23 protein-coding genes and 2 pseudogenes are annotated in these 24,284 nt (G+C 64.8%); 15 read left to right on the top strand and 10 right to left on the bottom strand.

Translation table 11 applies throughout. The features are described from left to right. Positions 1–161 precede the first annotated feature (161 nt). Positions 162–644 (top strand): BA14K family protein, encoded by a 483-nt coding sequence (locus tag KHC24_RS13485; protein ID WP_213363769.1) that lies wholly within the window; start codon positions 162–164, stop codon positions 642–644. Between the two features lie 141 nt (positions 645–785). Then, the gene (locus KHC24_RS13480; protein ID WP_213363768.1) at positions 786–1,223 is read left to right on the top strand and encodes a GlcG/HbpS family heme-binding protein; all 438 of its coding nucleotides are present in this window, start codon (positions 786–788) and stop codon (positions 1,221–1,223) included. A 32-nt stretch (positions 1,224–1,255) separates the two neighbouring features. On the opposite strand, the gene kdsA is transcribed toward KHC24_RS13480, so the two are convergent. The 3 genes from kdsA to KHC24_RS13465 are packed head-to-tail and all read right to left on the bottom strand — an operon-like array spanning position 1,256 to position 3,881. Further along, positions 1,256–2,107, bottom strand: a complete 852-nt coding sequence (gene kdsA / locus KHC24_RS13475) for a 3-deoxy-8-phosphooctulonate synthase (RefSeq protein WP_213363767.1) — start codon at positions 2,105–2,107, stop codon at positions 1,256–1,258. 26 nt (positions 2,108–2,133) lie between these two features. Next, positions 2,134–2,877: a 3-deoxy-manno-octulosonate cytidylyltransferase gene (locus KHC24_RS13470; RefSeq protein WP_213363766.1), complete on the bottom strand. Its 744-nt coding sequence runs from the start codon at positions 2,875–2,877 to the stop codon at positions 2,134–2,136. Beyond that, positions 2,874–3,881 carry a KpsF/GutQ family sugar-phosphate isomerase gene (locus KHC24_RS13465; protein ID WP_213363765.1) on the bottom strand — a complete coding sequence of 336 codons (1,008 nt, stop codon included), beginning with the start codon at positions 3,879–3,881 and terminating at the stop codon, positions 2,874–2,876. The genes KHC24_RS13470 and KHC24_RS13465 overlap by 4 nt, the downstream gene beginning before the upstream one ends. A 358-nt stretch (positions 3,882–4,239) precedes the next feature. On the opposite strand from KHC24_RS13465, the gene KHC24_RS13460 reads away from it, so the two are divergent. From KHC24_RS13460 to KHC24_RS13450, 3 genes are all read left to right on the top strand, one after another. After that, a complete protein-coding gene (locus KHC24_RS13460; RefSeq protein WP_213363764.1) occupies positions 4,240–5,940 on the top strand; it encodes an ArnT family glycosyltransferase in 1,701 nt (566 codons plus the stop codon). Continuing rightward, positions 5,937–6,266, top strand: coding sequence for a lipid-A-disaccharide synthase N-terminal domain-containing protein (locus tag KHC24_RS13455; RefSeq protein WP_213363763.1), 330 nt, complete (start codon positions 5,937–5,939; stop codon positions 6,264–6,266). Before KHC24_RS13460 ends, KHC24_RS13455 begins: the two co-directional genes overlap by 4 nt. A gap of 123 nt (positions 6,267–6,389) precedes the next feature. Continuing rightward, positions 6,390–7,232 (top strand): phosphatase PAP2 family protein, encoded by an 843-nt coding sequence (locus tag KHC24_RS13450; protein ID WP_213363762.1) that lies wholly within the window; start codon positions 6,390–6,392, stop codon positions 7,230–7,232. Here KHC24_RS13450 and KHC24_RS13445 read toward each other — a convergent pair. After that, positions 7,229–8,020 carry a glycosyltransferase family 2 protein gene (locus KHC24_RS13445; RefSeq protein WP_213363761.1) on the bottom strand — a complete coding sequence of 264 codons (792 nt, stop codon included), beginning with the start codon at positions 8,018–8,020 and terminating at the stop codon, positions 7,229–7,231. The genes KHC24_RS13450 and KHC24_RS13445 overlap by 4 nt on opposite strands. 319 nt (positions 8,021–8,339) lie before the next feature. Here KHC24_RS13445 and KHC24_RS13440 point away from each other — a divergent pair, with 319 nt between their 5' ends. Further along, a complete protein-coding gene (locus tag KHC24_RS13440; RefSeq protein WP_373878618.1) occupies positions 8,340–9,461 on the top strand; it encodes an ROK family protein in 1,122 nt (373 codons plus the stop codon). A gap of 230 nt (positions 9,462–9,691) precedes the next feature. Here KHC24_RS13440 and minE read toward each other — a convergent pair whose 3' ends face one another. Genes minE through minC form a run of 3 tightly spaced genes read right to left on the bottom strand, consistent with a single transcriptional unit; the run spans position 9,692 to position 11,439 of the window. Beyond that, on the bottom strand, positions 9,692–9,964 hold the full coding sequence (minE, locus tag KHC24_RS13435) for a cell division topological specificity factor MinE (protein WP_213363760.1): 273 nt from the start codon (positions 9,962–9,964) through the stop codon (positions 9,692–9,694). Beyond that, entirely contained in the window at positions 9,961–10,773 is an 813-nt protein-coding gene (gene minD / locus KHC24_RS13430) for a septum site-determining protein MinD (protein ID WP_213363759.1), read from the bottom strand. Before minD ends, minE begins: the two co-directional genes overlap by 4 nt. Positions 10,774–10,782: 9 nt before the next feature. Then, positions 10,783–11,439 (bottom strand): septum site-determining protein MinC, encoded by a 657-nt coding sequence (gene minC, locus KHC24_RS13425; RefSeq protein WP_246546877.1) that lies wholly within the window; start codon positions 11,437–11,439, stop codon positions 10,783–10,785. Positions 11,440–12,031: 592 nt separating this feature from the next. On the opposite strand from minC, the gene KHC24_RS13420 reads away from it, so the two are divergent. Beyond that, the gene (locus tag KHC24_RS13420) at positions 12,032–13,849 is read left to right on the top strand and encodes an ABC transporter ATP-binding protein (RefSeq protein WP_213363757.1); all 1,818 of its coding nucleotides are present in this window, start codon (positions 12,032–12,034) and stop codon (positions 13,847–13,849) included. 135 nt (positions 13,850–13,984) lie between these two features. On the opposite strand, the gene KHC24_RS13415 is transcribed toward KHC24_RS13420, so the two are convergent. Then, entirely contained in the window at positions 13,985–15,796 is a 1,812-nt protein-coding gene (locus tag KHC24_RS13415; protein ID WP_246546875.1) for a methanol/ethanol family PQQ-dependent dehydrogenase, read from the bottom strand. Positions 15,797–16,259: 463 nt separating this feature from the next. Here KHC24_RS13415 and KHC24_RS13410 point away from each other — a divergent pair, with 463 nt between their 5' ends. The 5 genes from KHC24_RS13410 (at position 16,260) to KHC24_RS13390 (ending at position 20,917) form a co-directional block, all read left to right on the top strand. Continuing rightward, positions 16,260–17,258: a Bug family tripartite tricarboxylate transporter substrate binding protein gene (locus tag KHC24_RS13410; protein WP_213363755.1), complete on the top strand. Its 999-nt coding sequence runs from the start codon at positions 16,260–16,262 to the stop codon at positions 17,256–17,258. 66 nt (positions 17,259–17,324) lie between these two features. Then, on the top strand, positions 17,325–17,828 hold the full coding sequence (locus KHC24_RS13405) for a hypothetical protein (RefSeq protein ID WP_213363754.1): 504 nt from the start codon (positions 17,325–17,327) through the stop codon (positions 17,826–17,828). A gap of 36 nt (positions 17,829–17,864) precedes the next feature. Beyond that, the gene (locus KHC24_RS13400; protein WP_213363753.1) at positions 17,865–19,382 is read left to right on the top strand and encodes a tripartite tricarboxylate transporter permease; all 1,518 of its coding nucleotides are present in this window, start codon (positions 17,865–17,867) and stop codon (positions 19,380–19,382) included. Then, positions 19,343–20,665: an LVIVD repeat-containing protein gene (locus KHC24_RS13395; RefSeq protein WP_246546933.1), complete on the top strand. Its 1,323-nt coding sequence runs from the start codon at positions 19,343–19,345 to the stop codon at positions 20,663–20,665. Before KHC24_RS13400 ends, KHC24_RS13395 begins: the two co-directional genes overlap by 40 nt. Before the next feature lie 33 nt (positions 20,666–20,698). Beyond that, positions 20,699–20,917 (top strand): hypothetical protein, encoded by a 219-nt coding sequence (locus tag KHC24_RS13390; protein ID WP_213363752.1) that lies wholly within the window; start codon positions 20,699–20,701, stop codon positions 20,915–20,917. 124 nt (positions 20,918–21,041) lie between these two features. Here the strand turns inward: KHC24_RS13390 and KHC24_RS13385 are convergent, their stop codons facing one another. Further along, the gene (locus KHC24_RS13385) at positions 21,042–21,611 is read right to left on the bottom strand and encodes a TetR/AcrR family transcriptional regulator (protein WP_246546874.1); all 570 of its coding nucleotides are present in this window, start codon (positions 21,609–21,611) and stop codon (positions 21,042–21,044) included. 108 nt (positions 21,612–21,719) lie between these two features. Between KHC24_RS13385 and KHC24_RS25080 the strand changes: the two genes are divergently transcribed. From KHC24_RS25080 to KHC24_RS13375, 3 genes and pseudogenes are all read left to right on the top strand, one after another. Continuing rightward, positions 21,720–22,088, top strand: a complete 369-nt coding sequence (locus KHC24_RS25080; protein WP_246546872.1) for a glutathione S-transferase N-terminal domain-containing protein — start codon at positions 21,720–21,722, stop codon at positions 22,086–22,088. Then, positions 22,033–22,404 carry a glutathione S-transferase C-terminal domain-containing protein gene (locus KHC24_RS25550; RefSeq protein WP_271180681.1) on the top strand — a complete coding sequence of 124 codons (372 nt, stop codon included), beginning with the start codon at positions 22,033–22,035 and terminating at the stop codon, positions 22,402–22,404. Before KHC24_RS25080 ends, KHC24_RS25550 begins: the two co-directional genes overlap by 56 nt. A 90-nt stretch (positions 22,405–22,494) precedes the next feature. After that, positions 22,495–23,455: pseudogene (locus KHC24_RS13375) on the top strand (alpha/beta fold hydrolase). A gap of 135 nt (positions 23,456–23,590) precedes the next feature. On the opposite strand, the pseudogene KHC24_RS25070 reads toward KHC24_RS13375, so the two are convergent. Next, a pseudogene (locus KHC24_RS25070) lies at positions 23,591–24,274 on the bottom strand (hypothetical protein); the annotation flags it as partial. Positions 24,275–24,284: the final 10 nt, after the last annotated feature.

Raw genomic sequence — 24,284 nt, 5'->3', positions numbered from 1 at the left:
CGAGCGGAATCCAGTGTCACCAGCGCCCTCCGGACAGCGAATGGGGAACTGAACAGGTGGTCAGCCGTTTGCCTTGGGGCCGATGGATTTCGTTCAGGCCGTATTCATGTGCTTCCGCTTAGTGTGAAGCACATGGATGGTACAGTTGGAGTAAACTTGCAATGAACAGAGTTTCCTTCGCGGCCGCCGCCGTTGCCGCTCTCGTATCCGCCGGCGCGCTTCCCGCTGCGGCGGCCCCATGGAGCCCGCAAGGTGTTCACTCTCCTGCGCCGTTAGTGGAGCAGGTGCAATATCGCCCACGGCCTGCATACCGTGGGCCTGGCCCGCGATATAACGGATCGCGCGCGTACTACGGCGGGAGGCGTGGATATTATCAGAGTGGCCGTAATTACTACTATAACGGCCATCGTGGATATAATTATTACCGGCCGGGCTATCGGCAGTACAATGGCTGGTGGTTCCCCGCTGGTGCCTTCGCGGCTGGCGCGCTCATCGGTGGGGCCATCGCTGCCCAGCCGAGCTATGGCGGTGGTGGCGGCGGGCACGTGCAGTGGTGTGCGAGCCAGTATCGGTCCTATCGGGCGTCGGACAACACCTTCCAGCCCTATAACGGGCCGCGGCAGCAGTGTGTTTCGCCCTACTGACGCACCGTCCTGCTGAACCAAAGGAAAGCCCGGCCTTCGCCGGGCTTTCGTGTTTCCGCCGCCGGCTTGACGTCCGTGCGTGGAGCGGGCCTATCGAAGGCGTCCGATTTTCCGGCAGAAGCCTCCGATGAAGGTGCGTCCATGACCGAACTGACCCTCGCCGCCGCCCAGATCATCATCGCCACGGCGCTCGACCATTGCCGCGCAGGCAATTTCCAGCCGATGTCCATCGTCGTGCTGGATGCTCGCGGTGCACTGAAGGCCGTGGCCTCCGAGGATGGCACCAGCCTGAAGCGGGCGGAGATCGCCCGTGGCAAGGCCTTCGGGGCGTTGTCGCTCGGGGTAGGCTCGCGGGCGCTGTTCAAGCGCGCCAAGGAGCAGGCGTTCTTCATCGCCGCCGCGAGCCATGTCGCCGATGGCGCCTTGGTGCCGGTGCCGGGCGGCGTGCTGATCCGCAATGAGGCGGGCGCGCTGATCGGTGCCGTGGGCATTTCCGGCGACACCTCGGATAATGACGAGGCGGCGGCGCTGGCCGGCATCGCTGCGGCGGGTCTCAAGGGCGATCCCGGCGCGGATTGATCCACACGCAGCAGAATGGTTCGATGCCGTCGTCAGGCTTTGGCGACGGCGTCGAAGGCCTGGAGCCTGGCGATCAGCGCCGGCATGTTGTCGAGCCGGATCATGTTGGGTCCATCCGACGGTGCGTTGTCCGGGTCCTGATGCGTCTCGATGAACACGCCGGCGACGCCGATCGAGACCGCGGCGCGGGCCAGCGTCTCGACATATTCGCGCTGGCCGCCGGAGGAACCGCCCTGGCCGCCCGGCTGCTGCACCGAATGGGTGGCGTCGAAAATTACCGGTGCACCGAGCCCGGCCATGATCGGCAGCGAGCGCATGTCGGAGACCAGCGTGTTGTAGCCGAAGCTGGTGCCGCGCTCGCAGAGCAGCGTGTTCGGGTTGCCGCTCTCGGCGATCTTGGCCAGCACGTTTCTCATGTCCCAGGGGGCGAGGAACTGGCCCTTCTTCACGTTGATCGCCCGCCCGGTTTTGGCCGCCGCGATCAGCAGGTCGGTCTGGCGTGAGAGGAAGGCGGGGATCTGCAGCACGTCGACCACCGGCGCCACCTGCGCGCATTGTTCCTCGGTGTGGACGTCGGTGAGCACCGGGAAGCCGAACTGCGCCTTCAACTCGGCGAAGATCTCCATCGCCTTCTCCAGCCCGATACCGCGCTTGCCGGAGAGCGAGGTGCGGTTGGCCTTGTCGAAGGACGACTTGTAGACGAAGCGGATGCCGGCCTTGTCGCAGATCGCGGTCAGCCGCTCGGCGACCATGAAGGCATGGTCGCGGCTCTCCATCTGGCAGGGGCCGAGGATGAGGGCGAGCGGCGCGTCATTGGCGAAAGTGACCTGCCGGTCGCCGGAGCCGACATGAATGGTGGCGTTGGTGGTCGCTTCGGCAGTCACGTTCTGAACTCCTGGCCCATCGGCCGTCAGGCGGGCGATCCCGCCAGCATGTGGCGGGCGCGTTCGAGGTCCTCCGGCGTATCGACGCCGACCGGCACCGACGCGATGATCTCGACATCGATGCGCATGCCGGCCTCCAGTGCCCGCAGCTGCTCCAGCTTCTCCCGCCGCTCCAGCGGCGAGGGGGGCAACGCCACGAAGCGCTCCAGCGCCGCACGCTTATACGCGTAGAGCCCGATATGGTGATAGAGCGGCCCGTCGCCATGGGGGGCGGTGGCACGGGTGAAATAAAGCGCGCGCAGGCGGGTGTCGGACAGTGGCGAGCCGACGACCTTCACCACATTCGGGTTGCTGCGCTCCTCCTCGCGGACGATCTCGACGCAGAGCGTGGCAATATCCACGCCGTCATCGGCGAGCGGAGCGAGGGCGGCGCGGACGCTTTCCGGCTCGATGGTCGGCAGGTCGCCCTGCACGTTCACCACATAGCGCGCACGGGCCTGCGGATCGACAAGCTCCAGTGCCTCGAAGATCCGGTCGGAGCCGGAGGGATGGTCGGCACGAGTCATTACCGCCTCGAAACCGGCCCCGGTGACGGCGGCGAGCGTCTCGGCATGGTCGACGGCGACCACCACGCGGCCGATATCCGCCTCAGCCGCGCGGCGGGCGACCTGCACGATCATCGGTGCACCGGCGATATCGGCGAGCGGCTTGCCCGGCAGGCGGGTGGAGGCCATCCGCGCCGGAATCAGCACCAGCGTATCGGCCTTCATGCGACGCCCGCACGCAGCAGATCGTGGATGTGGACGATGCCTTGCGGGCGCCGCTGGGAATCCACCACGAAGGCGACGGTGATCTTCTCCGACTGCATCAGCAGCAGGGCGCGCGCCGCCAGCATCGCTTCGTCCACGACGCGCGGGCGCTTCGACATCACGGTCTCGACCAGCTGCTGCAGCAGGTCCGGTGCCATGTGGCGGCGCAGATCGCCATCGGTGATGACCCCGGCGAGGGCGCCGGATCGATCGACGATGCCGACCACGCCGAAACCCTTGCTGGACATCACCAGCAGTGCGTCGCTCATCCGCATGCCTATGGCGATGAGCGGCATTTCTTCGCCGGCATGGGCGATTTCGCCGACCGGGCGCAGCTGCGAGCCGAGCTTGCCGCCGGGATGGAAGATGCCGAAATCCTGCGGCGTGAAACCGCGATGCTCCAGCAGCGCGATGGCGAGCGCATCGCCGACGAGCAGTTGCAGGAGCGTCGAGGTGGTCGGCGCCAGGCCGTGCGGACAGGCTTCCGCCACCTGCGGCAGGCTCAGCAATACGGTGGCGTTGCGGCCGAGCGCGCTGTCTTCGCGCGAGGTCAGGGCGATGAGCGGGATGTCGAAGCGTCTGGCGTAGGCGAGCACATTGGCGAGCTCGGCGGTTTCGCCTGACCAGGACAGCAGCAGCAGCGTGTCGTCGGAGGCGATCATGCCGAGATCGCCGTGGCTGGCCTCGGTCGGGTGCACGAAGAAGGCCGGCGTGCCGGTCGACGCCATGGTGGCGGCGATCTTGCGGCCGATATGCCCGCTCTTGCCGACCCCGGAGATGATCAGCCGGCCCTTGCGGTTCGCCACCAGTTCCACTGCCGCGTCGAAGGCGGTGCGCAGAACCTCGTCGCTCCGAACGAGATCGGAAAGCGTCTCGATCGCCTCGGAAGCTTTATGCAGCGTGCGCAGCAGCGAGGCGACACCGGGGCTGTCGGCCCGTTCGGCTGGAAGGGTCCTGTTCAGCATAGACTCACCGTAAGGCGTTCCACCGTCATTCCGTCTTCCTATCCGATTTGTCCCGCCGGTGCACGGCGGGGCGGAGAGGAGGAGCCACACCGTCAGTGTGATCGCGGCCGTTCCATAGCCGTGTTCGCGTCGCTTGCCCAGCCACCTCTCGCCAGCCAACTCCCGCCCGCCAATTGTTGCCGGGCCATGCGGGCGGGAATGCGGCACGGAAGATGCTTCGGGAAGACGGGTGGGGGAAGACGGTTGGGCGCATGGACGCCGCTTCGCCACAGATCGATCACACGACCGTCACGTGCTAGTAGCAAGGAAGGCGGCAACGTGGGTGACGGCGCCCGACCGAACGGAGATCGAGCGGACGATGAGCGATGCAGCCGGATCCCTGCGCAGCGGGCGCCTCGGCGCTACCTCCCTTGCCGGCCTCGGCGAACGCCATGCCCGTCTTCTCCTGGTGCTGCTGTTCTTCGCCTGTGTGTTGCCCGGTTTCTTCACCCTGCCGGTGATCGACCGCGACGAGGCGCGCTTCGCGCAGGCCTCGCGGCAGATGGTGGAGAGCGGCGATTATGTCGCGCCTCGGCTCGGCGACGAATACCGCTTCAAGAAGCCGATCGGCATCTATTGGCTGCAGACGGCGGCGGTGAAGCTCACCGGACTGGCGCCGGAAGCGCCGATCTGGGCGTATCGGCTGCCCTCGCTGTTCGCCGCGCTGATCGCCGTGCTGGTGACGCATGCTGTGGGGCTGAGGCTGTTCAGCCCGCGTGCCGCCTTCTTCGGTGCCGCGCTGCTCGCCGCATCGCTGATTCTCGGGGCCGAGGCACGGCTCGCCAAGACCGACGCAACATTGCTCGCCTTCGCGGTGACCGGGCAGCTGGTGCTGGCGCGGCTCCATAGCGCACGAGCGGACGAGAAGGTGCCGCTCGGCTGGACGCTGCTGTTCTGGGGCGCCATGGGTGGCGGGATCCTGATCAAGGGACCGATCGTGCCGATGCTGGCCGGCTTCACCGTGCTCGGCCTCCTGGCCTGGGAGCGGCGTGGCGCCTGGCTGAAGCCGCTCAGGCCGATGATCGGCGTGCCCTTCTTGCTGCTGATCGTGCTGCCCTGGCTCATCGCCATTTGGCTCAATACCGGCATGGCATTCTTCCATGAGGCTGTTGGCAACGACCTGCTCGGCAAGGTGGCAACCGGGCAGGAGTCGCATGGCGCGCCGCCCGGCGCGCATCTCCTCGCCTTCTTCGTCATCTTCTGGCCCGGGGCGGCGCTGGCGGCGATCGCCGCGCCCTGGGTGTGGTCGAGCCGGTCCGTGCCGGCGGTGCGCTTCGCCCTGTGCTGGATCGTGCCGTTCTGGATCGCCTTCGAGCTGTTCGCGACCAAGCTGCCGCACTACACCCTGCCGACCTACCCGGCCATCGCGCTGCTGGCCGGCGCTGCCCTCGCTTCCGGTCGGTTGACCCCGCCGGCGGGCTGGGCGCGGCTGCTGGCGCTGGCCGCCGCCGTTGGCGGCATTCTCGCCGGCATCGGCCTGGTCGTCGTTCTCCACAGACTGTCGGGGCTGCTGCCAGCCGAGGCGCTGGGGCTGGTCGCGCTTGCCACCGTCATCGGTGGCTTTGCGGCCTATCGGGCGTTGAGCGCGACGCTGGAGGCGACCTATCCGCTGCTCATCGCGCAGGCGGTGGTGCTTTATGGGCTCGGCTTCGGCGTGGCGGCGCCACGCCTTGAGGCACTGTGGGTCTCGCCGCAGGTCGCCCGCTCCATCGCCGCCCATGCGCCATGTCCCGATCCGCAGGTGCTGGTCTCCGGATTTACCGAGGCGAGCACATTGTTCGTGCTTGGCACCGATACCCGGCATGGAACCGGCGCGGAAGCGGCGGATTTTCTCGCCGGGCCGGGCTGCCGGGTGGTCGCGGTGACCGATCGCCAGCGGGCGGCCTTCGAGGCCCGCGAGCGCGAGCTTGGCCAGCAGGCGGCGCTGATTGATACCGTGTCGGGGTTCAATCTTGGCAATGGCCGCTGGATGACGCTGCAAATCCTGGCCACGCCGGCCAACGCAACGAAAGGATCATGAGCATGATGTCGCTGACCATCACGCCGTGGCTCATCGTGGGTTTCATCGGACAGGCACTGTTCACCGGCCGCTTCCTGGTCCAGTGGATCGCCAGCGAACGGGCGCGCCGCAGCGTGGTGCCGTTCGCGTTCTGGGTGTTCTCCATCGCCGGCGGCGTGACGCTGCTGGCCTATGCGATCTATCGCGAGGATCCGGTGTTCATCCTCGGCCAGGCGGCGGGCCTGCTCATCTATGCCCGCAACATCTACTTCGTGATCCGCGAGCGGCTGGGGCGCACGCCCGTCGTGGTCGCCCGGCCGGAGCACCGGACCGACGCCGCCGGCTGAGATGCGGCAAAGCGGCTTTGCCCACAGCTTTCGTTAATGTTTTATCTGCGCTTCATCGGCGTTTCATCGAGCCCTTTTTGACTCCGCGCAGGCGGGACAGCGAGGCGGGGCGCGATGCAGTCGGTGGCGACGTTTGGGGTGCGGTTCAAGACATTTTGCATCGAGAACCGGGTGCTGGCCTGCATCCTTGCGACTTTTCTGCTCTCCGCGGCCTTCATCCTGGTTCCGGATATCGATCTCGCCGTCACCCGTCAGTTCTACGTTCCGGGCGTCGGTTTCCCGCTGGCGCAGAATGGCACGCTGCAGGATTTGCGCATGGCGGGCAGCAACATTCCCGTCACGGTGGCGGTGGTGGTTATCGTCGCGCTGGCGCTGAAGCTGCTGCATCCGTGCCGGCCCTGCCTGCTGCCGCCGCGCTTCTCGCTTTATTTCACCACCCTCTATCTGCTGGGGCCGGTGTTGCTGGTGAACGGCGTGTTCAAGACCTTCTGGGGCCGCCCGCGGCCGGTGAAGGTGGAGGAGTTCGGCGGATCCGTGCCGTTCATCGACGCCTGGTCCTTCGGCCAGAGCTTCGCACACCGCTCCTTCGTGTCCGGCGAGGCGGCGACCATCGCCTGCCTGCTGCCGCTCGCCCTGTTCGTGCCGCGCCCCTGGCGCTGGCGCGTCGTCGCGATGCTCGCCACGGTCATCGCGATGGTTTCGCTCAACCGCGTGGCCTTCGGAGCTCATTTCCTGTCCGATGTCACCATCGCCATCGCGATGGTGCTGACCCTCGCGGTCGTGCTGCGGCAGATCTTCTATGTCAGCCACGCCGACCTGTTTTCGGATGAGCGCCTCGAAAGCGAGCTGAGCCGCTTCGGGCTCGCTGTGCAGGCGAAGCTGCGCGGTGATCTCGACGCCGTGGCCGGTGCCATCCGCGACCGGCTGACCGTGCTTACCCGCGGCGTCCGCCGGTTGGGGGTCTAGAGGCTGGCGGTATCCACATCGGCCTTGCTGGTCGAGGGAAGCGTTGCCGGCCGCAGCGGGATGGCGGCGCCGCTGTCCTCGGCAATCGGCGGCACGAGAGTGCGGCGCCGCAGCCAGACCACGCCGAACAGATCGTACGCACCGACCAGTGCGCGTCCGAAATTGGTGTATTTCGAGGTGCCGGCCACGCGCGGCCGATCGTTCACCGGTACATAGGCGACCTCATGCGCATAGCTGAGGAACAGTGCCGGCAGGTAGCGGTGCATGCTGGAAAAATAGGGCAGGCGCAGGAAGGCCTCGCGCCAATAGACCTTGATGCCGCAGCCGGTATCCGGGCAATCGTCCTTCAGCAACCGGGTGCGCAGCCCATTGGCGAATGTCGAGGCGAAGCGCCGTGAGCCGGTGGCCAGCCGACGGGCGCGCAGGCCGCCGACCAGCGCCGGCCCCTTGCCGCCGGGCGGGGCGATTTTGGCGAGCAGTGCCGGAATGTCGGCAGGATCGTTCTGGCCATCGCCATCCATGGTGGCGATCACCGGGAAACCGGCGGCGAATATGCCGGTGCGCAGGCCAGCGCTCTGGCCGGCACGATGGCCGTGGCGCAGATAGCGCAAGCGCGGATAGGTCGCCATCAACGCCTTGATCTCGGCGCGCGTGCCATCGTCGCTGCAGTCGTCTACGACGACCACCTCTCCGAGGATGTCCTCAGGCAGGACGTTGAAGGTTTCCATAACGAGGCGGCCGATATTGCCGGCTTCGTTATAGGCAGGGATTACCACTGAAACACGCATCGTATCGCAATCTCGATCAGGCGGCCGATACTATCTGGCTTCGATGAAATCAGCATGAAAACGCAATAAGCATCCAGTTAACGGCGAAAATCAGCGCCTCGTCAATTTCCGCAGCGTCGTGCGACCTTTGGCACCGCAGAAGGAGCGGGACTCTGGCGCGCGCCGGGGATTTTTCTCTCGCTTCTGCCACCTTCGGCATGCCGAAGGCGTTACCGGCGGAACTTCGCGGGGAGCCGGATCGTTGGCTGATGCATGTCCGCGACCGGACGGGCGCGCAGATGCAAGCGGTAACGCAAGGGGGGCATGGATGAGCGGCAAAATGGCCAGAAAATCGAACGAGACGCCGCCCAATGTCACGGTTCACGGCGCCTCGACCCTTGCCGCGGTGACCGTCGATAGCTTCAACGCGCAACTGCGCGACGGCGACGGCTTCCTGGGAGACCGCGCCCGGCGCGCCGCCTTCTTCGAAAGTCTCGCGCGATGGCGCGACCTCACGGACCGCAAGCTTGCGCTGCTCGGAGACGTCCCGATCGAGGACATCTCCAAATCCAGGATCGACGAGGCGCTGGCGGACGGCAAGCCACATGAGCAGGCGCTCGTCCACAGCGCGGTCGAGGACTATGCCGGTGAGTTGTTCGCCGTCATCCGGCGGCTGCTGCGCACCGAAGCCTGGCGCGATACCGAACGGATCGCCATTGGCGGCGGGCTGAAGGCGGGTCGCTTCGCCGAGATCGCCGTTGCCCGCACCGAACTGCTGGCGCGTGCGGAGGGCATCGAGATCGAGCTACGCCCCATTCACAATGACCCGGACGAAGCTGGCCTGATCGGGGGCGCGCATCTGGCCCCGAGTTGGATGTTCGCCAGCTTCGACGACATCCTCGCCATCGATATCGGTGGCAGCAATATTCGCTGCGGCATCGTCCGGTTGAATCTCGACAAGGCCGAGGACCTCTCCAAGGCGCGGATACGCAGCATGGAGCTGTGGCCGCACGCTGAGGAGAAGCTGGGGCGCGACGAGGCCGTGGAACGCCTGGTGTCGATGCTGGAGAATCTGATCGGGCAGGCGGAAAAGGACGGGCTGCGTCTGGCGCCGTTCATCGGCGTCGGCTGTCCCGGCTCGGTCGCGGCCGACGGCTCGATCGAGAACGGCGCGCAGAACCTACCCGGCAACTGGGAGAGCAGCCGCTTCAACCTCCCGGCCGCGGTGTGGGAGGCCATCCCTTCTATCGGCGGACATGAGACGGCGGTGACGATGCACAATGACGCCGTCGTGCAGGGGCTGAGCGAAGTGCCCTTCATGCAGGATGTCGAGCGCTGGGGCGTGCTGACGATCGGCACCGGCCTCGGCAATGCGCGCTTCACCAATCGCGCCCATCCCAATGACGAGCAGAAGGCCGTGCGTCGGCGCCAGGCCGACCGGCAGAAGCAGCAAAAGGAGTGAGCAGAGCGAGGGGACCGGCTCGTCGGGAAGGCTTTTGCGGTGTCCGCGCAAGGAGCGGCCGCGATATCGCACACTCGGCAAGCGAGGCCGCCGCCCCTCCGGAGGCGGCCGACAGGAATAAGGGCACCGGCGATCACGAGCCGGTTCGTCGGTGCCTCTGGCCTCGGTGCCGCCGGGTGCCGTCATCACGGACGACATTGGCGGCACTGTCGCGGGTGTCAGGTCCGCCCTCAGGCGGCTTGCGTCATCCGGAGATCGACATTGCCGCGGATCTCGACCTCGATCTCGAGGACCGACATCGGCGTGCCGCGCTCCAGGCGAACCTTCACGCTGTCGCGCTCGCAGGGCACACGCTTGGCGACGGCTGCCAGAATGTCCTCGCGCAGGCTGGACAACAGGTCGTCACCGCCGAGCATCTGGCGCTCGTGGGAGAGCAGGATCTGCAGCCGCTCACGCGCCTGCGGCGCGCTTCCGTTGGTGAAAAGCCGCTTCCATAGCGTCATGCCGCCCTCCGCAGGAACTTGCCGAACAGGCCGAGCTTCTGCTTCGGCACTTCCACCGCCAGATCCTCGCCCTTCAGCCGCCGGGCGGCGTCGTTATAGGCGCGGGCCGGCGCGCTGTCCGGATCATGGATGGAGACCGGCACGCCGAAATTGGAGGCCCTCAGCACGTCCGGGCTCTCCGGCACGATGCCGAGCAGCGGCAGCGAGAGGATGTCCAGCACGTCTTCGGTCTTCAGCATGTCGCCGCGCGCGGCCCGGACGGCATCGTAGCGGGTGAGCAGCAGGCGCTTGTCGACGGTTTCGCCGCGCTCCGCCTTCAGCGTCTTGGAGTCGAGGATGCCGACGATGCGGTCGCTGTCGCGCACCGAGGAGACCTCCGGATTGGTGACGACGACGGCGATGTCGGCATGGCGCATGGCGAGCGTCGCGCCGCGCTCGATGCCGGCCGGGCTGTCGCAGATCACCCAGTCGAAATGACGGGAGAGATCCTCGATGACCTTGTCGACGCCTTCTTCCGTCAGCGCATCCTTGTCGCGGGTCTGCGAGGCCGGCAGCAGGAACAGCGAATCGAGGCGCTTATCCTTGATCAGCGCCTGCGGCAGCCTGGCATCGCCCTGGATGACGTTGACGAAGTCATAAACGACGCGCCGCTCGGCTCCCATGATGAGATCGAGATTGCGCAAGCCGACGTCGAAATCGACGACGACCACCTTATCGCCGGTGCGCGCCAGCGCGGCACCGAGCGCGGCGGTCGTCGTCGTTTTGCCGACGCCGCCCTTGCCCGATGTGACAGTAATGATCTTTGCCATGCCTCGCTCCTAAAGTGCGGCAAGCCGCAACGCGTCATCCTCGGTCCATACCCGCACCGGCCGGCCCCGGAGGCTGGCGTCGATGTCTTCGGCCGTCCGGTAGATACCGTCGACGGCAATCAGTTCGGCTTCCATCTTCGTGCAGAAGATGCGGGCCTTGGCGCCGAAGGTCGCGCCGGCGATCGCCCGGCCCGCCAAAGCGCCATAAACATGGATGGAACCGCCGGCGATGATCTCGGCGCCGGCACCGACCGACCCGACGATGGTCACATCGCCTTCCAGGCAGACGATCGACTGGCCGGACCTGACGCGCTGCTCGATGACCATGTTCACCGGCTCCGCCGGTTCGGCCGACTTGCGCGGCGCTTCCGGCACAGCGACCGGTTCGTCCGGAATGATGAGGGTGGCGTCGCGCCCGCCGCGCAGCAGCGGCGGCATGGAGGCATCGACCATGCTGGGCCGTATGCCCTCGAGCCCGATGAGCCGCACGCCGCGTGTCGCGAGCTCGCCGATCCAGCGTTCGACCTCGGCCTTGCTGGCCGCGGTGCCAACCATGTCGAGAACGACCGTCCGTCCGGTGAAGAAGCCCGGCGAGCGTTCCAACCAGATATCGAAATCGGCGAGCCACTGCTGGAGCGGCACATCGGCCACGAGCGTCATCGCCATGAACGAGCGGCCGCGGAAGCGGATGGACGGGCCGGAGCGGCTGACAGCATTCACCGTGCGAATCTCCTCTAGTCAGGATAGATTCGGTTAATCTTGGTTAATGGCTGGTTAATGCGGCATGTTGCGGTCGCGCGGCTGTGGATCGTTTATATCGCTGAACTTTGCGAAAATCGGCCTGCCGAACGAAAATAGAACGTGAGATAGTGTGAGACCGTCTCACATCTCACGTGAGACGGGCATGTTCCCGCCCCGTTTCCATCAGCCATTTTCGCGATGCGATCACCTTCCCGGTCGGCTCTTTGGGGAGGGGCAGGGAGATCGATCCACTCGGTTGGAGGCGCCGCCCTCACCGTCCGCAGCGCGATCGTCGCCGCGGATTGTCCACAGGCCGAGCGTGTGGTATGAACCCGTCATTGAAGCTGCGAACCGGGGAGGGGCGCGAATGACGATCATGTTCCGTTTGCCCGTCCCGGCTGGGATCCCTCGCCGCTAGTTCGGCCGCCCTCGCATCCGAGGCCCGCCTGAGCTTCCAATCTCCACGCTGAGCTATCCCTCTCGCAGGAGAGGCGCGCCCGCTGCGCCTGCAGCTTCAATGTCGTTTTCTTCCGCTCGCGGCGCCGAGGCGCTGCGCAATGTTCTTGCCTTCACCTTCCAGCATTGGGTGCGCCACTGGCTGCTCGCCGCCGCCATTGCCGCCACCATCGTCGTGGCGACGGTGACGGAGGTTTTCGTGCCGCTGTTTGCCGGCCGGCTGGTCGATGCGCTGACCGCCGGTCCCGCCCAGGCACCCGCGGCGCTGGAAGCGTTTCTGGTCATGGCCGGGCTCGGCTTGGCCATGGTGGTGCTACGTCATCTTGCCTGGTGGGGCGTGGTGCCGCTGACTCTCGACATCATGGCCGACGTGGTCCGCGAGACCTTCCATCGCGTGCAGCGCTTCTCCTCGGACTGGCACGCCAACAGCTTCGCCGGCTCTACCGTGCGCAAGATCACCCGCGGCATGTGGGCGCTCGACGTCATCAATGACGTGCTGCTGCTTTCCTTGCTGCCCTCGGTGGTGGTGCTGGCCGGCACGGTGGTGCTGCTGATGCTGCACTGGCCGGTGATGGGGCTGGTCATGGCCGCCGGGGCGCTCGCTTATGGCGCGATGACGATCGCGCTGGCGATGCGTGTCGTCGCGCCTGCGGCACGGTTGTCGAATGCATGGGATACCCGCATCGGCGGACTGCTCTCGGACACGCTCGGCGCCAACCAGGTGGTGAAGGCGTTCGGCGCCGAGGCCCGGGAGGATGCGCGGCTCGGCGTCGTGGTGGCGCGCTGGCACCGCCGCGTGCACCGCACCTGGATGCTGGCAACCTGGAGCGCCAGCGGCGAGTTCGCCCTGCTCTGGGTGGTGCGCACCACCGTCACCGGCACGGCGCTGTGGCTGTGGTGGCAGGGCCGCGCCACTCCGGGCGATGTCACCTATGTGCTGACAACCTATTTCGTCGTGCACGGCTATCTGCGCGAGATCGGACAGCACGTGCACAACTTGCAGCGCGCGGTGAACGACATGGAGGAGATGGTCGAGCTGCACGCGCTAGCTGCCGGCGTGGCGGACCGGCACGAGGCGCGCCCGCTGGCGTTGCGTGGTGGCGAGGTTCGTTTCGAACAGGTTACCTTCCACTATGGCCGCCATGCTGCGCCGCTGTTCCGCGACCTCGACGTGGTGATCCCTGCGGGGCAGCGCGTCGGCCTTGTCGGACCCTCCGGCTCCGGCAAAACCACGTTCGTGAAGCTGCTACAACGCCTCTACGACGTCAGTTCCGGCCGGGTGGCGATCGACGGCCACGACGTGCGCGAGGTGGCGCAGGCCTCGCTGCGCCAGCAGATCGCCATCGTGCCGCAGGAACCGGTGCTGTTCCACCGCACGCTGGCGGAGAACATCGCCTATGCACGTCCCGACGCCAGCCAGGAGGAGATCGAGCGGGCGGCGCTTCTCGCCAATGCGCATGACTTCATCATGCGGCTGCCAAAGGGCTACCGCACGCTGGTTGGCGAGCGCGGCGTGAAGCTCTCCGGCGGCGAGCGCCAGCGGGTGGCCATTGCGCGTGCTTTTCTCGCGGATGCGCCGGTTCTCATCCTCGACGAGGCGACGTCGAGCCTCGATTCCGAGTCGGAGGCGGCGATCCAGCAGGCGATGGAACGGCTTATGGATGGGCGCACGGCTCTCGTGATCGCGCACCGGCTGTCCACCGTGCAGGCGATGGACCGTATTCTCGTCTTCGAGCACGGCCGTATCGTCGAGGACGGCCGGCATGCGACGCTGCTGGCGAGAGCCGGCGGACGCTACCGGCGGCTGTTCGAGCGCCAGTCCGGCATGGTGGCAGAGGTCGATGGCGCTCGGGCCGGCGACATGCAGCCGGTGCGGTAGGCAGGATGCACTCTTGCGGGTGCTCCTGTCGCCTAGAGCAATTCCGGTGAAATCAGGTTCACCGGAATTGCTCTAGTTCTTTGTTTCTACGCAATTCTTTTCGCAAAACCGCGACGCACTCTTGCGGGAATTGCTCTAGGGGCGGCCGGGCAGGGCGAACACCGTCAGCTGGCCGCCCAGCGCGGTGTAGCTGCTGAGGGCCGCATAGGCATCCTTCGCTCCCGATCCGGCATTCGGATCGGAGAGGCCGGCAGCGAGGCCGATGCCTGCCCAGCCGCCGATGCCGGACAGGATGGCGACATATTGCCGGCCGCGATGCTCATAGGTCATGACGTTGCCGACGATGCCGGACGGCGTCTTGAACCGGTAGAGCTCCCGGCCGGTCGTGGCGTCGACGGCCTTCAGGTATCCCTCCAGCGTGCCGTAGAACACCACTCCGCCGGCGGTGGCCAGCGCCCCGGACCACACCGAGAATCGCTCGGGAATTGACCAGACGATGTGCCCCTTCACATTGTCCCAGGCGATGAAGTTTCCGGTTCGCCCATTGCCGCCGGGAGCGGGGTACATGTTGAGGGTGGCGCCGACATAGGGCTGGCCGGACGCGTAGTCGACATGAAACGGCTCGTAATCCATGCACAGGGAGCTGGTCGGCACGTAGAACAGGCCGGATGCGGGTGAATAGGCGGCGGGCTGCTGGTTCTTGGCGCCGATCGCCGCCGGGCAGATGCCGGAATAGGTGACGTCCTCGCCCTCCGCCTCGGTGCCGTATTTCGGGTTCAGGAGCGGCCGGCCATAGGTCGGGCTCGCCTTGTCCATGTCGATGCCGGTCGCCCAGTTCACGCTGGGGTCGAATTTCTCGGCGACCAGCAAATCGCCGGTCTGCCGGTCGAGCGTATAGGCGAAGCCGTTGCGGTCGAAATGAGTGAGCAAGGGCCGTGTCCGGCCGTCGACCACCTGGTCGGTCAGGATCATCTCGTTGACGCCGTCATAGTCCCACTGGTCGTGCGGCGTCATCTGGTAGACCCAACGCGCGACGCCGGTGTCGGCATCGCGGGCGAAGATGGTGTTTGACCACCTATTATCGCCGGGGCGCTGCGAGGGGTTCCAGGTGCCGGGATTGGCGCTGCCGTAATAGACGAGATTGAGTTTGGGATCGTAGGCGAACCAGCCCCAAGGGGCGCCGCCGCCGATCTTCCATTGCTCGCCTTCCCAGCTGCGGAGCGAGGAGTCCTTGCCGACCGGCTTGCCGAGTTCCGTGGTCTTCTCGGGATCGATCCGCATCTCGGCGTCGGGGCCGGTGGAATAGGCGCGCCAGGCGAGGGTGCCGTCCTTCAGATTGTAGGCGCTTATATGCCCGCGCGCGCCGAACTCGGCGCCGGCAATGCCGACGATCAGCTTGTCCTTCACCGGCATCACGGTGGCGGTGTTGGATTCGCCCTTTTTCGGGTTGCCGTTCTTCACCCGCCACCGAACGGCGCCGGTCTTCGCATCGAGCGCAACGAGAGTGGTATCCGCCTGACTGAGGAAGACCATGCCCTGCGCATAGGCGAGGCCGCGATAGACCAGATCGCAGCACATGATGGCGGCGACGTCCCGTTCCTGCTGCGGTTCGTATTTCCACAAGATGCGGCCGTCGTGATCGAGGTCGAGGGCGTAGACGATGTTGGGAAACGGCGTATGGACATACATGATCCCGTCAACGACCAGCGGACTGCCCTCGTGCCCCCTCAGCACGCCGGTGGAGAATGTCCAGGCCACCTGCAACTGGCCGACATTGCCGGTGCTGATCTGGTCCAGCCGGGAATAGCGGGTGTTGGCATAGTCCAGAGTCTGGATGACCTGACCACTTGGATCGGAAATCCGCTTCAATACGTCGTCATTGGCCGTTGCCAGCGAGGATCCGGCGACCAGCGCGACGATAGCCATGGCAAACGATTTCGCGGTCATACTCGTCCTCATGGCTGTTCCCGTGCCGTCGGGCGGGCCATCTCCATCGACCCGAGATCCGATCGAACGGATACCATGAGCGGCCGGTGCGAAGGCAATCCGCGGTGTCCCGCAGCGGCGCGTCGATCCAGCCGGGTCGCATTTCTCCGGACGTCTGGCCGCCACCGTCGATCAGCTAGGCACGTTTGTCTCTGAACCAATTCTGATTTGGTTTGCTTGGATATCTCGCCATGAGCTGCCGTCAGGGTGCCGGATGAATTGGAGATCGCTTCGGGTGCGGTTCTGCACCGGTAAGTTGTCGGCGCCAAAGCACTACGGTTGCTGATTGAGATAGACATTGGCGCATTGACCGGAAAATTAGACCAATATATAACCAAAGAATAATAGGTTGAAGAAAATCCAACAGCGGGCCAGCCAATGGCCGGTACGATGTCGCGCGCCAGCGCGCCTGGGAGGAAGCCAAATGTCCATCATGCTTAATCGGCGCCATGTCCTGCTCGCAGGGGCCGGTGCTGTCTTCGCCCCGTTCGCCTCTGCCGTGCAGGCGGCGGGTTATCCCGACAAGCCGCTTCAGGTGCTGATCCCCACCGGCGAAGGTGGTGGGGTGGATCAGGCCGCGCGCGCCTTCAACCGCATCTGGAGCAAATATCTCGGCGCGAACTTCGAATATTCCTACTTTCCCGGCGCCTCCGGTCAGGTCGGGTATGAGGTCTTCGTCTCGAAGCGCGAAGCCGACGGCTACAATATTCTCTTCGGGAATATCGGCCCCGAGATGATCATGTATGCCACCCAGAAGGTGAAGTACAAATATCCGCAAGACTTCGTCTATCTCGGCAGCATGGACGTCGACGATTCGGTGATCTGGGTCGGGTCGGGTAGCAAGTTCAAGACGATCCAGGACATGGTGGAGGAGGGCAAGAAGCGCGAGATCACGCTCTCCACCAGCCGCCTCCCGCACCCCTCGACTATCGGTGCCCTCGCACTGGCCGAGGCGACCGGCATGAAGGTGCGGATGATCCCCTATGGCGGCGGCGGCCCCGCCCGTTCGGCGGCGATCACCGGCGAGGTCGATGGCTGCGCCACTTTCCTGTCGTCCTCGCTCGGCCTTGGCGATCAGGCACGCTTTCTCACCGTGTTCAACGAAACCAACCGTGCGCCAGAACTGACCAACAACGCGCCGCCGGTGAACCAGGCGCTTGGCACCAAGATCCCGCAAATGTCCGGCCAGCGCGCCATCGCCATCCATGCCAAGACGGTGGAAGCCTATCCCGACCGGGTGAAGAAGCTCTCCGAGACCTTCAAGCAGGTCTTCGCCGATCCCGACTACAAGGCGGTGGCGGAGAAAGCCGGTACGCCGTGGGAGTTCATCCAGTATGGCGACGCGGCGTCCTGCCAGGAGTCGGCGAAGGAGTTCGTGGAACTCGCCGACCGCTATCGTCCGCTGCTCTCCGCCACGAAGTGACGCGCCGCCGGGTTCGTGCGGCGAGAGCCGGCGGACCCGTGCCGGTTCTCAGGCAGGATCTCCGCCATGAATGACGACCGCAACGGCAAGGTTGCGACCGGCGCCGACTGGATCATCCCGATCCTCGGCGCCGCCTTCGCGACCTATTATCTGATCTCCATCAAGGACCTCGACTGGGAGGCCAAGGTCTCCGGTGTGTTCTGCGCCGTGGTGCTGTTCCTGCTGATCGGCATCTTCGCGCTGAGGACGGTGATCGGCCTCGCGCGCGGCACGCATTATCTCGAGCTGACCAGCCTCTATGAGGACCGAAAGCTCGCCATCGTGCGCGGTTCGCTGTTCGGTCTCACCGTCGCTTCGGTGGCGGTGATCCCCTGGGCTGGCTTCACGCTGAGCACTTTCGGCTTTCTCTTTGCCGGCTTCCTGTGGCTGCAGCGCATGAGCGTTCGGGCTGCGGCCCTCACGGCCGGCTCGCTCGCCCTGTTCGGCTATGTGCTCTTCATCCTCATCCTGCGGACCTCGTTTCCACAGGGTCCCTTCGAGCGCCTCGTCTCGGCCCTGACCGGCCTCTGAGCCCGGCAGCAAGCCGTTGCGGACGGGAGGTCCGACATGAATCTCAGCCTGAGCCTGCTCTCCGACCAGTTCCTGCTGAATTTCAGCTATCTTTGGCTGATCGTCATCGCCACCACCATCGGCATCATCATCGGTGCCATGCCGGGCTTCGGCTCGGCTAATACCATCATCATGCTGCTGCCCTTTACGCTGGCGGTGGATGTCGAGGTGGCGATGATCTTCATGGTCTCGCTGTTCGTGGCCTCGCATATGGGCGGCGGCATCACCTCGATCCTGCTCAATATTCCCGGCAATGGCGGTTCGGCGGCAACCTGCCTCGACGGCTATCCGATGGCGCGAAAGGGGCTCGGCCAGCAGGCGCTGGTGCTGTCCTTCGTCGCCTCGACGGTCGGCGGCATGGTCACCGCGCTGATGTCGATCTTCCTGCTGCCCTACATCGCGCGCCTCGCTTTCTACATGCACAGCGTCGAGATGGTGGTGATCCTGCTGTTCGGCATCACGCTAATCGCCTCGGTCGCCTCCGACAACATGCTGAAGGGCCTGATCGCCGGCTTTCTCGGCCTGCTGATCGGGGCGATCGGCGCGGACCACATCTATTCGACGCCACGCGGCACTTTCGGCTTCATTGAACTTTATGACGGCGTGCCGCTGATCGCGGTGCTGATCGGCGTCTTCGCCATCTCCGAAGCGCTGATCATGATGGAGAGCACCTCGGTGCTCAGCGACACCGGCCGGCAGATGATGCAGCAGTCCAGCTGGAAGGAGACTTGGGAAGGCGTGGTCATGTCGTTCCAGCGCACCTGGCACATGATCTGGACCGGCATAATCGGACTGATCATCGGCATCGTGCCTGGAGCCGGTGCCTCCATCGCCGCCTTCGTCGCCTACCAGCAGTCGCGGCTCTACTCCAAGACGCCGGAGAAATATGGCACCGGCATCCCGGAGGGCGTGATCGCGCCGGAATCCGCCAACAATGGATGCGCGTCCGGCGATCTCATCCCGCTATTGGTGATCGGCGTGCCCGGCGGCACCACGGCGGCGGTGATGCTGATCGTGATGACCTATCATGGCGTCCAGCTCGGCCCGCGGCTGTTCATTCAGAATCCAGGCATCGGCTATGGCGTGTTCATTACCATGCTGGTGGCCTATGCGGTGATGCTGTTTACCACCCTGCCGCTCACCCGCTGGGTGTCGAAGCTGGTGCTGATCCCCACCCCGGTGCTGGCGCCGATCATCATCGCCTTCACTCTGGTCGGGGCCTTCGCTCCGCGCGGCTACATGTTCGACCTGTGGCTGACACTACTGTTCGGCGCTATCGGCTATATCTGCCGCAAGACCGGCTTCAACGTGGTGGCGCTGCTCATCGGAGTGATCCTCGGGCCGATGCTGGAGGCCAATGTGATGCGCGCCCTGCGCATCAGCGGCAACGACCCGTGGGTGTTCTTTTCTTCGCCGGTCGGCAACATATTGTGGGCGGCGCTTGCCTTCTCGCTGGCGATCCCCTCCATCGTGCAATGGCGCCGCAACCGTGCCGCCCGGATGGTTGCCGCATGAACGCGCACCTTCCGGCCGGCCCGCTGCACAGCGCCAACATCACGCCGCTCGCCCGGCTGGATATTCCGGGCGGCGGGGAGGTGGTGGTGAAGGACGGCTACGCCTTCATCGGCCACATGTCGCCGCCGCTGGGCACCAGTATTTACGATGTGCGCGATCCCGCCCGGCCGCGCCTCGTGGCGGCCCTTGCGCCGCCGAACGGCTATTCCCACACCCACAAGGTGAAGGTTGCCGGCGACTTGATGATCACCAATGTCGAGCGGCATCGCCGGCATTTCTATCGCAAGGGTGAGCGGATCGAGGCGGTGACGGGCGAACTCACCGCCCGCCTCGGACGCGTGCCGACACCGGATGAGATCGCGCAACTGCTCGGCGTTACCACCGACGAACTCGCCGATCTTCGCGCCGGCTTGTTGCGGGGCTATGGCGAGGGTGGCTTCCGTGTGTGGGACATCGGAGACCCGGCCAATCCACGTGAACTCGCCTATGTCCGCACCGGCGGCATCGGTGTGCACCGCTTCGACATGGACGAGCGCTACGCCTACATCTCCACCGAGATGGACGGGTATGTCGGCAATATTCTGGTCATCTACGACCTTGCCGATCCGACGAGGCCGCGAGAGGTCTCGCGCTGGCACCTGCCCGGCCAGCATGTCGCCGGCGGCGAAACGCCGGCATGGCCCGGTCAGCGCCACCGGCTCCACCACGCGCTGCGTGTCGGCGACGTGATGTGGGCTTCCTGCTGGTATGCCGGCGCCTATGCGATCGACGTGTCGGACATCGCCCGGCCGCGCACGCTCGGCAGCTTCAATTATCATCCCCCGTTTCCCGAGCCGACGCACACCTTCTTTCGCCTCGCCTCGCCGATTGCCGGGCGTGACATCGCGTTGATGATCGATGAGGAGCACGACCATGTGCCCGGCCAGCCACATGCCTTTCTGTGGGTGATGGACGCGGCCGATCCCACTGCGGTGAGGCCTCTCTCCACATTCCACCTGAGCCAGACCGACAGCCCCTATGCGCGCGCTGGCGGGCGCTTCGGCGCGCATCAGTTCCAGGAGCGGCAGGTTGGCAGCCTGGTCTTCGCGACATGGTTTGCCGGCGGTTTGCGGGTGATCGACCTCGCCGCTCCGGAAAGCCCCCGTGAAGTGGGATACTTTATTCCACAGCCGGCTAATGGTCATGCGAGTCCGCAGAGCAACGACGTCGATGTCGACGGGCGCGGGATCGTCTATGTCATCGACCGAGACCGGGGCTTCGATATCTTCGCATTCAAAGGATGAGCGCCTTACGCCATGTGCGAGGACTGTCTTGACGTGGTAGCCGAGACGAGCGCCGGACAAAATCCCGAGCAACTCGCTTCGGCCGCACGGCACATCGAGCGCGATATGCATGGCGAGCCGGTCCTTGCCCTGGCCTGGGAGATCTATTTCGGCAAGACCACCGGGGCGGTCGATTGGCGCTCGATGGAGCGTATGGCGCGCTGCGTAGAGGCGGCAAGGGTTCTGCTCCAGATGCAGCCGCTGCCGGAGTGAGCGGCAAACGACCGGCGCATGATGCTGGAAGATATTCCGACACCAAGCCAGCGCCCCGCTCTGTCGTTGCAGGCCGGCCGACATGAGGGACAGCCGTCGGCTCGCGCTGTGAACGCGCCTGGATTCAAGGAATGAGACCGGCCTCGCGGTACGCCTGAACCGATTGGTCGTAGATCGCGATATCGCGGCAGCCGCGGGAGATAAGTTGTGCGCCCTCAATGGCGACGAAGATCGCCATGGCCTGCTTTTTCAACGCGGCCTCGCTGACGTCAGGCTTCGCCAGGCGCAAAACCCGTTCGATCCAGGCGACGTTCACGCCGGCGAATTTATCGACTTCGATCCTGACTTCCGGCGGGAGATTGTCGAGTTCGGCGCTCATGATCCCACACAGGCACATACGATTATCGTTGGCCAGAGCCGAACGAAAAATCTCGATATATCGGTCCATGCACCAGCCGGGGCTATCGGACTGAGCCAGCAACTCCTCCAGGTAGGTTGCACCATCCTGTGTATATCGGCGTGCGAGCGCCGCACCGAGATCGCCCTTGGTGGGAAAGTGATAGTGCACACTGGCGCTCTTGATCCCCACTTCCTTGGCAAGCTCGCGAAAGCTCAACGCATTGTAGCCACGCGCCTGGACGGCAGCTTTCGCCGCCGTCATCACCGCCTCGCGCATGTCAGGGGTGGTTTTCATAATCGCCGCCTCGTCACCTATCACTCGATAGATAGATGTTGACCGGCGGTTTGGGAAGGCTTAGTGACGATGCATATCTATCGATAGATAGACAAGGAGATCGTTCGCATGAAAATCTTTGACCGTCCCGGTTTCCCGACCGCGCACGAATCCGCATCGTTCTGGCCAAAAAATCTCGATGCTCAAGTCGAGTTCGTATCCGTTGACCTCATCGCGGCAGAGCACAAGCAGCCTGATTTCCCGGAGAAGAATCCGTCCGGCGTGCTGCCGGTCCTGCAACTCGAAGACGGCACCTACATTGCTGAGTGCATGGCCATCACTGAATATCTCGACCATTTCGATGACGAGCCGACGCTGACCGGCCGAACGCCACGTGAGAAAGCCGTTATCCACATGATGCAAAGGCCGGCCGAGGCGGAAGGTGCTCGATGCGGACGGCCACTACTTCCATCATGGCACGCCCGGTCTCGGCGCTGATCTTGAAGCGTTCCAGAGCCCTGAATGGACCGGTCGCCACGAGTGGCGTGCGCGCGAGCGCGATAGAGCCCTGCGCGGAATGAAGTATTTCGACGCCGTTCTGAAAAGCCGGTCGTTCGTTGCCGAAGACCGCTTCTCGATGGCCGACATTACCCTCTTCGCCGGTCTCATGTTCGCCGATGCGGCCGGCATCGCTCTTCCGGCGCAGTTGTCCGCACTGATTGCCTGGCGCATCAAGGTTGCAGAGCTACCGAGCGTAAAGAATCGCAACGGTCAGATATGCGCACAAGACGAACTGCGTCGGCTCGGAATGTAATTCTCAAGCGACTTATGTGGAGCTTGGGAGCCGCCTAAGCATCAGATCATCTTCATTTTTCACGAGCGACACATGTCACAGGAGTCAATCATGCTCGGAAATACAACTAATGATGGCGTTTCACGGCGTCATATTCTCAGGGGTGTGGCTGCCGCGGGGGGGCCATGCCGCACTCACCGATCCGGCAAAAGCCAAGACGGCGAAACCGACAGGCACCGGCGGGCCGGTTGCCGACCGGTTCACCACCCGGGATGGCACTGTTCTCTATTACAAGGATTGGGGCTCGGGTCCCGCCGTGGTCTTCAGCCATGGCTACCCGTTGTCCTCCGATGCCTGGGAAGACCAGATGCTGTTCCTGCTGCAGAACGGCTATCGCGTCATTGCACATGACCGCCGTGGTTTCGGGCGATCGAGCCAGCCGGCAAGCGGATATGACTACGATACCTTTGCCGATGATCTCGCTGAACTCGTCGATAGGCTCGACCTACGCGCGGCGACGTTCGTCGGGCACTCGATGGGTGGTGGCGAGGTCGCCCGCTACATCGCCCGCCACGGCCAAGGCCGCGTCGCTAAAGTGGCTTTCGTGGCATCGGTGACGCCGTTCCTGCTCAAAAACGACACGAACCCGGGTGGCGCGCCGCTCTCCGTCTTCGATGGGTTTCGTGCCGCTGTGCAGGCCGATCGGTCTCAGTGGAACCTCGATGTCACCATGCCCTATTACAGCTTCAACCGTCCGGGGGCGAAGATCTCGGAGGGGTTGCGGCAAAATTACTGGCGACAGGGAGAGGCGACCGGCATTCTGGCCGCGTATCTCGCGCTCGGCGCGTTTTCCGAGACCGATTTCCGCGGCGACCTCAGGACAATCACCGTCCCAACCCTGATTGTCCATGGCGATGACGACCAGATCGTTCCATTGGAGATCTCGGGCACGTTGACGAAAAAGCTGATCCCGCAGGCCAGATTGCTCGTCTACCCCGGCGGATCTCATGGACTACTCCATACCGACAAGGACAGGTTGAACGCGGATCTGCTGGCCTTCCTGCACAGCTGAAGCGGCGATCTGCCGGCAGGGCTGGAGAATAGGCGTCCTCTCTTCAGCCCTCCGGGGTTGCCGCTGTTCCGTCATCTCCTGCGGGCTGCTGACTGATAGTGGATGGGGTAGGCGCGATCTCTCCAGTCGTCACGGTCATTCACCTGGCGCCAAAGCAGGATCCGAGGCCACAGGCGCCGCATTGTGGAGTACCGACATTGGCTCACGCGCCTGCATGCGGAACCAGACAGCATAAATCGTTGGCAGGAAGATGAGAATAAGCACGGTGCCGACCATCTTGTCGTCGATAAGAGTGTAGGCAGGCGAGCCCCAGAAGACCGAATGCGTCACGGGATGAACGTCAGAACCGCTGTCAGCGCGGTGATGATTACCGGCCGCGCTCGCTGCACCGTTGCTTCCACTGCCGCGTGATAGGGATCAAGTTCCTATTCCTGATTGGTATAAATCTGGCCGATCAGGATCAGGGTGTTGCGCATCAGGACGCCGTTCGCCTGCCGTGTGTTCTAATTGGCGCGCATGATGGCGAGCGCCTCGTCGGCAATGGCGCGCAATACGGTAGCGTCCGGCCCGCGCAACCTGAACTCGACCGAAAACGGCGTGTAAGGCCGAAAGCCAGCTGCGTGACTCGCAGATCGGCCGCTGGTGCGAGCCCTTGGGCGATGGCCCGGCGCAACTCAGCTTCAGTGCCTCGTAGGCCTCGGCATCGGGTGTCAACACCGCGATCTTGGCGAAGGCGGGGTCCGGCAGCTCCGGCGCCATGGCCAGGAAGAAGCGCGGTGCGCCCTAGCCGATATAGGAGGTGACGATCTCGGCTTCCGGCAGCTAGGGT

The organism is Ancylobacter defluvii (assembly GCF_018390605.1).
GTDB classification, from domain to species: Bacteria; Pseudomonadota; Alphaproteobacteria; order Rhizobiales; family Xanthobacteraceae; genus Ancylobacter; species Ancylobacter defluvii.
Note: the sequence above shows the minus strand (reverse complement) of the source record. Positions and strands in the feature narration are given on the sequence as shown.

What these genes read in the sequence shown, in the direction of transcription:
- KHC24_RS13485 (WP_213363769.1), top strand. Translation starts at nt 162, where the DNA reads ATGAACAGAGTTTCCTTCGCGGCCGCCGCCGTTGCCGCTCTCGTATCC.
- KHC24_RS13480 (WP_213363768.1), top strand. Translation starts at nt 786, where the DNA reads ATGACCGAACTGACCCTCGCCGCCGCCCAGATCATCATCGCCACGGCG.
- KHC24_RS13470 (WP_213363766.1), bottom strand. Translation starts at nt 2,877, where the DNA reads ATGAAGGCCGATACGCTGGTGCTGATTCCGGCGCGGATGGCCTCCACC.
- KHC24_RS13465 (WP_213363765.1), bottom strand. Translation starts at nt 3,881, where the DNA reads ATGCTGAACAGGACCCTTCCAGCCGAACGGGCCGACAGCCCCGGTGTC.
- KHC24_RS13460 (WP_213363764.1), top strand. Translation starts at nt 4,240, where the DNA reads ATGAGCGATGCAGCCGGATCCCTGCGCAGCGGGCGCCTCGGCGCTACC.
- KHC24_RS13455 (WP_213363763.1), top strand. Translation starts at nt 5,937, where the DNA reads ATGAGCATGATGTCGCTGACCATCACGCCGTGGCTCATCGTGGGTTTC.
- KHC24_RS13445 (WP_213363761.1), bottom strand. Translation starts at nt 8,020, where the DNA reads ATGCGTGTTTCAGTGGTAATCCCTGCCTATAACGAAGCCGGCAATATC.
- KHC24_RS13440 (WP_373878618.1), top strand. Translation starts at nt 8,340, where the DNA reads ATGGCCAGAAAATCGAACGAGACGCCGCCCAATGTCACGGTTCACGGC.
- minE (WP_213363760.1), bottom strand. Translation starts at nt 9,964, where the DNA reads ATGACGCTATGGAAGCGGCTTTTCACCAACGGAAGCGCGCCGCAGGCG.
- minD (WP_213363759.1), bottom strand. Translation starts at nt 10,773, where the DNA reads ATGGCAAAGATCATTACTGTCACATCGGGCAAGGGCGGCGTCGGCAAA.
- minC (WP_246546877.1), bottom strand. Translation starts at nt 11,439, where the DNA reads ATGGCGATGACGCTCGTGGCCGATGTGCCGCTCCAGCAGTGGCTCGCC.
- KHC24_RS13420 (WP_213363757.1), top strand. Translation starts at nt 12,032, where the DNA reads ATGTCGTTTTCTTCCGCTCGCGGCGCCGAGGCGCTGCGCAATGTTCTT.
- KHC24_RS13415 (WP_246546875.1), bottom strand. Translation starts at nt 15,796, where the DNA reads ATGACCGCGAAATCGTTTGCCATGGCTATCGTCGCGCTGGTCGCCGGA.
- KHC24_RS13410 (WP_213363755.1), top strand. Translation starts at nt 16,260, where the DNA reads ATGTCCATCATGCTTAATCGGCGCCATGTCCTGCTCGCAGGGGCCGGT.
- KHC24_RS13405 (WP_213363754.1), top strand. Translation starts at nt 17,325, where the DNA reads ATGAATGACGACCGCAACGGCAAGGTTGCGACCGGCGCCGACTGGATC.
- KHC24_RS13400 (WP_213363753.1), top strand. Translation starts at nt 17,865, where the DNA reads ATGAATCTCAGCCTGAGCCTGCTCTCCGACCAGTTCCTGCTGAATTTC.
- KHC24_RS13395 (WP_246546933.1), top strand. Translation starts at nt 19,343, where the DNA reads ATGGCGCCGCAACCGTGCCGCCCGGATGGTTGCCGCATGAACGCGCAC.
- KHC24_RS13385 (WP_246546874.1), bottom strand. Translation starts at nt 21,611, where the DNA reads ATGAAAACCACCCCTGACATGCGCGAGGCGGTGATGACGGCGGCGAAA.
- KHC24_RS25080 (WP_246546872.1), top strand. Translation starts at nt 21,720, where the DNA reads ATGAAAATCTTTGACCGTCCCGGTTTCCCGACCGCGCACGAATCCGCA.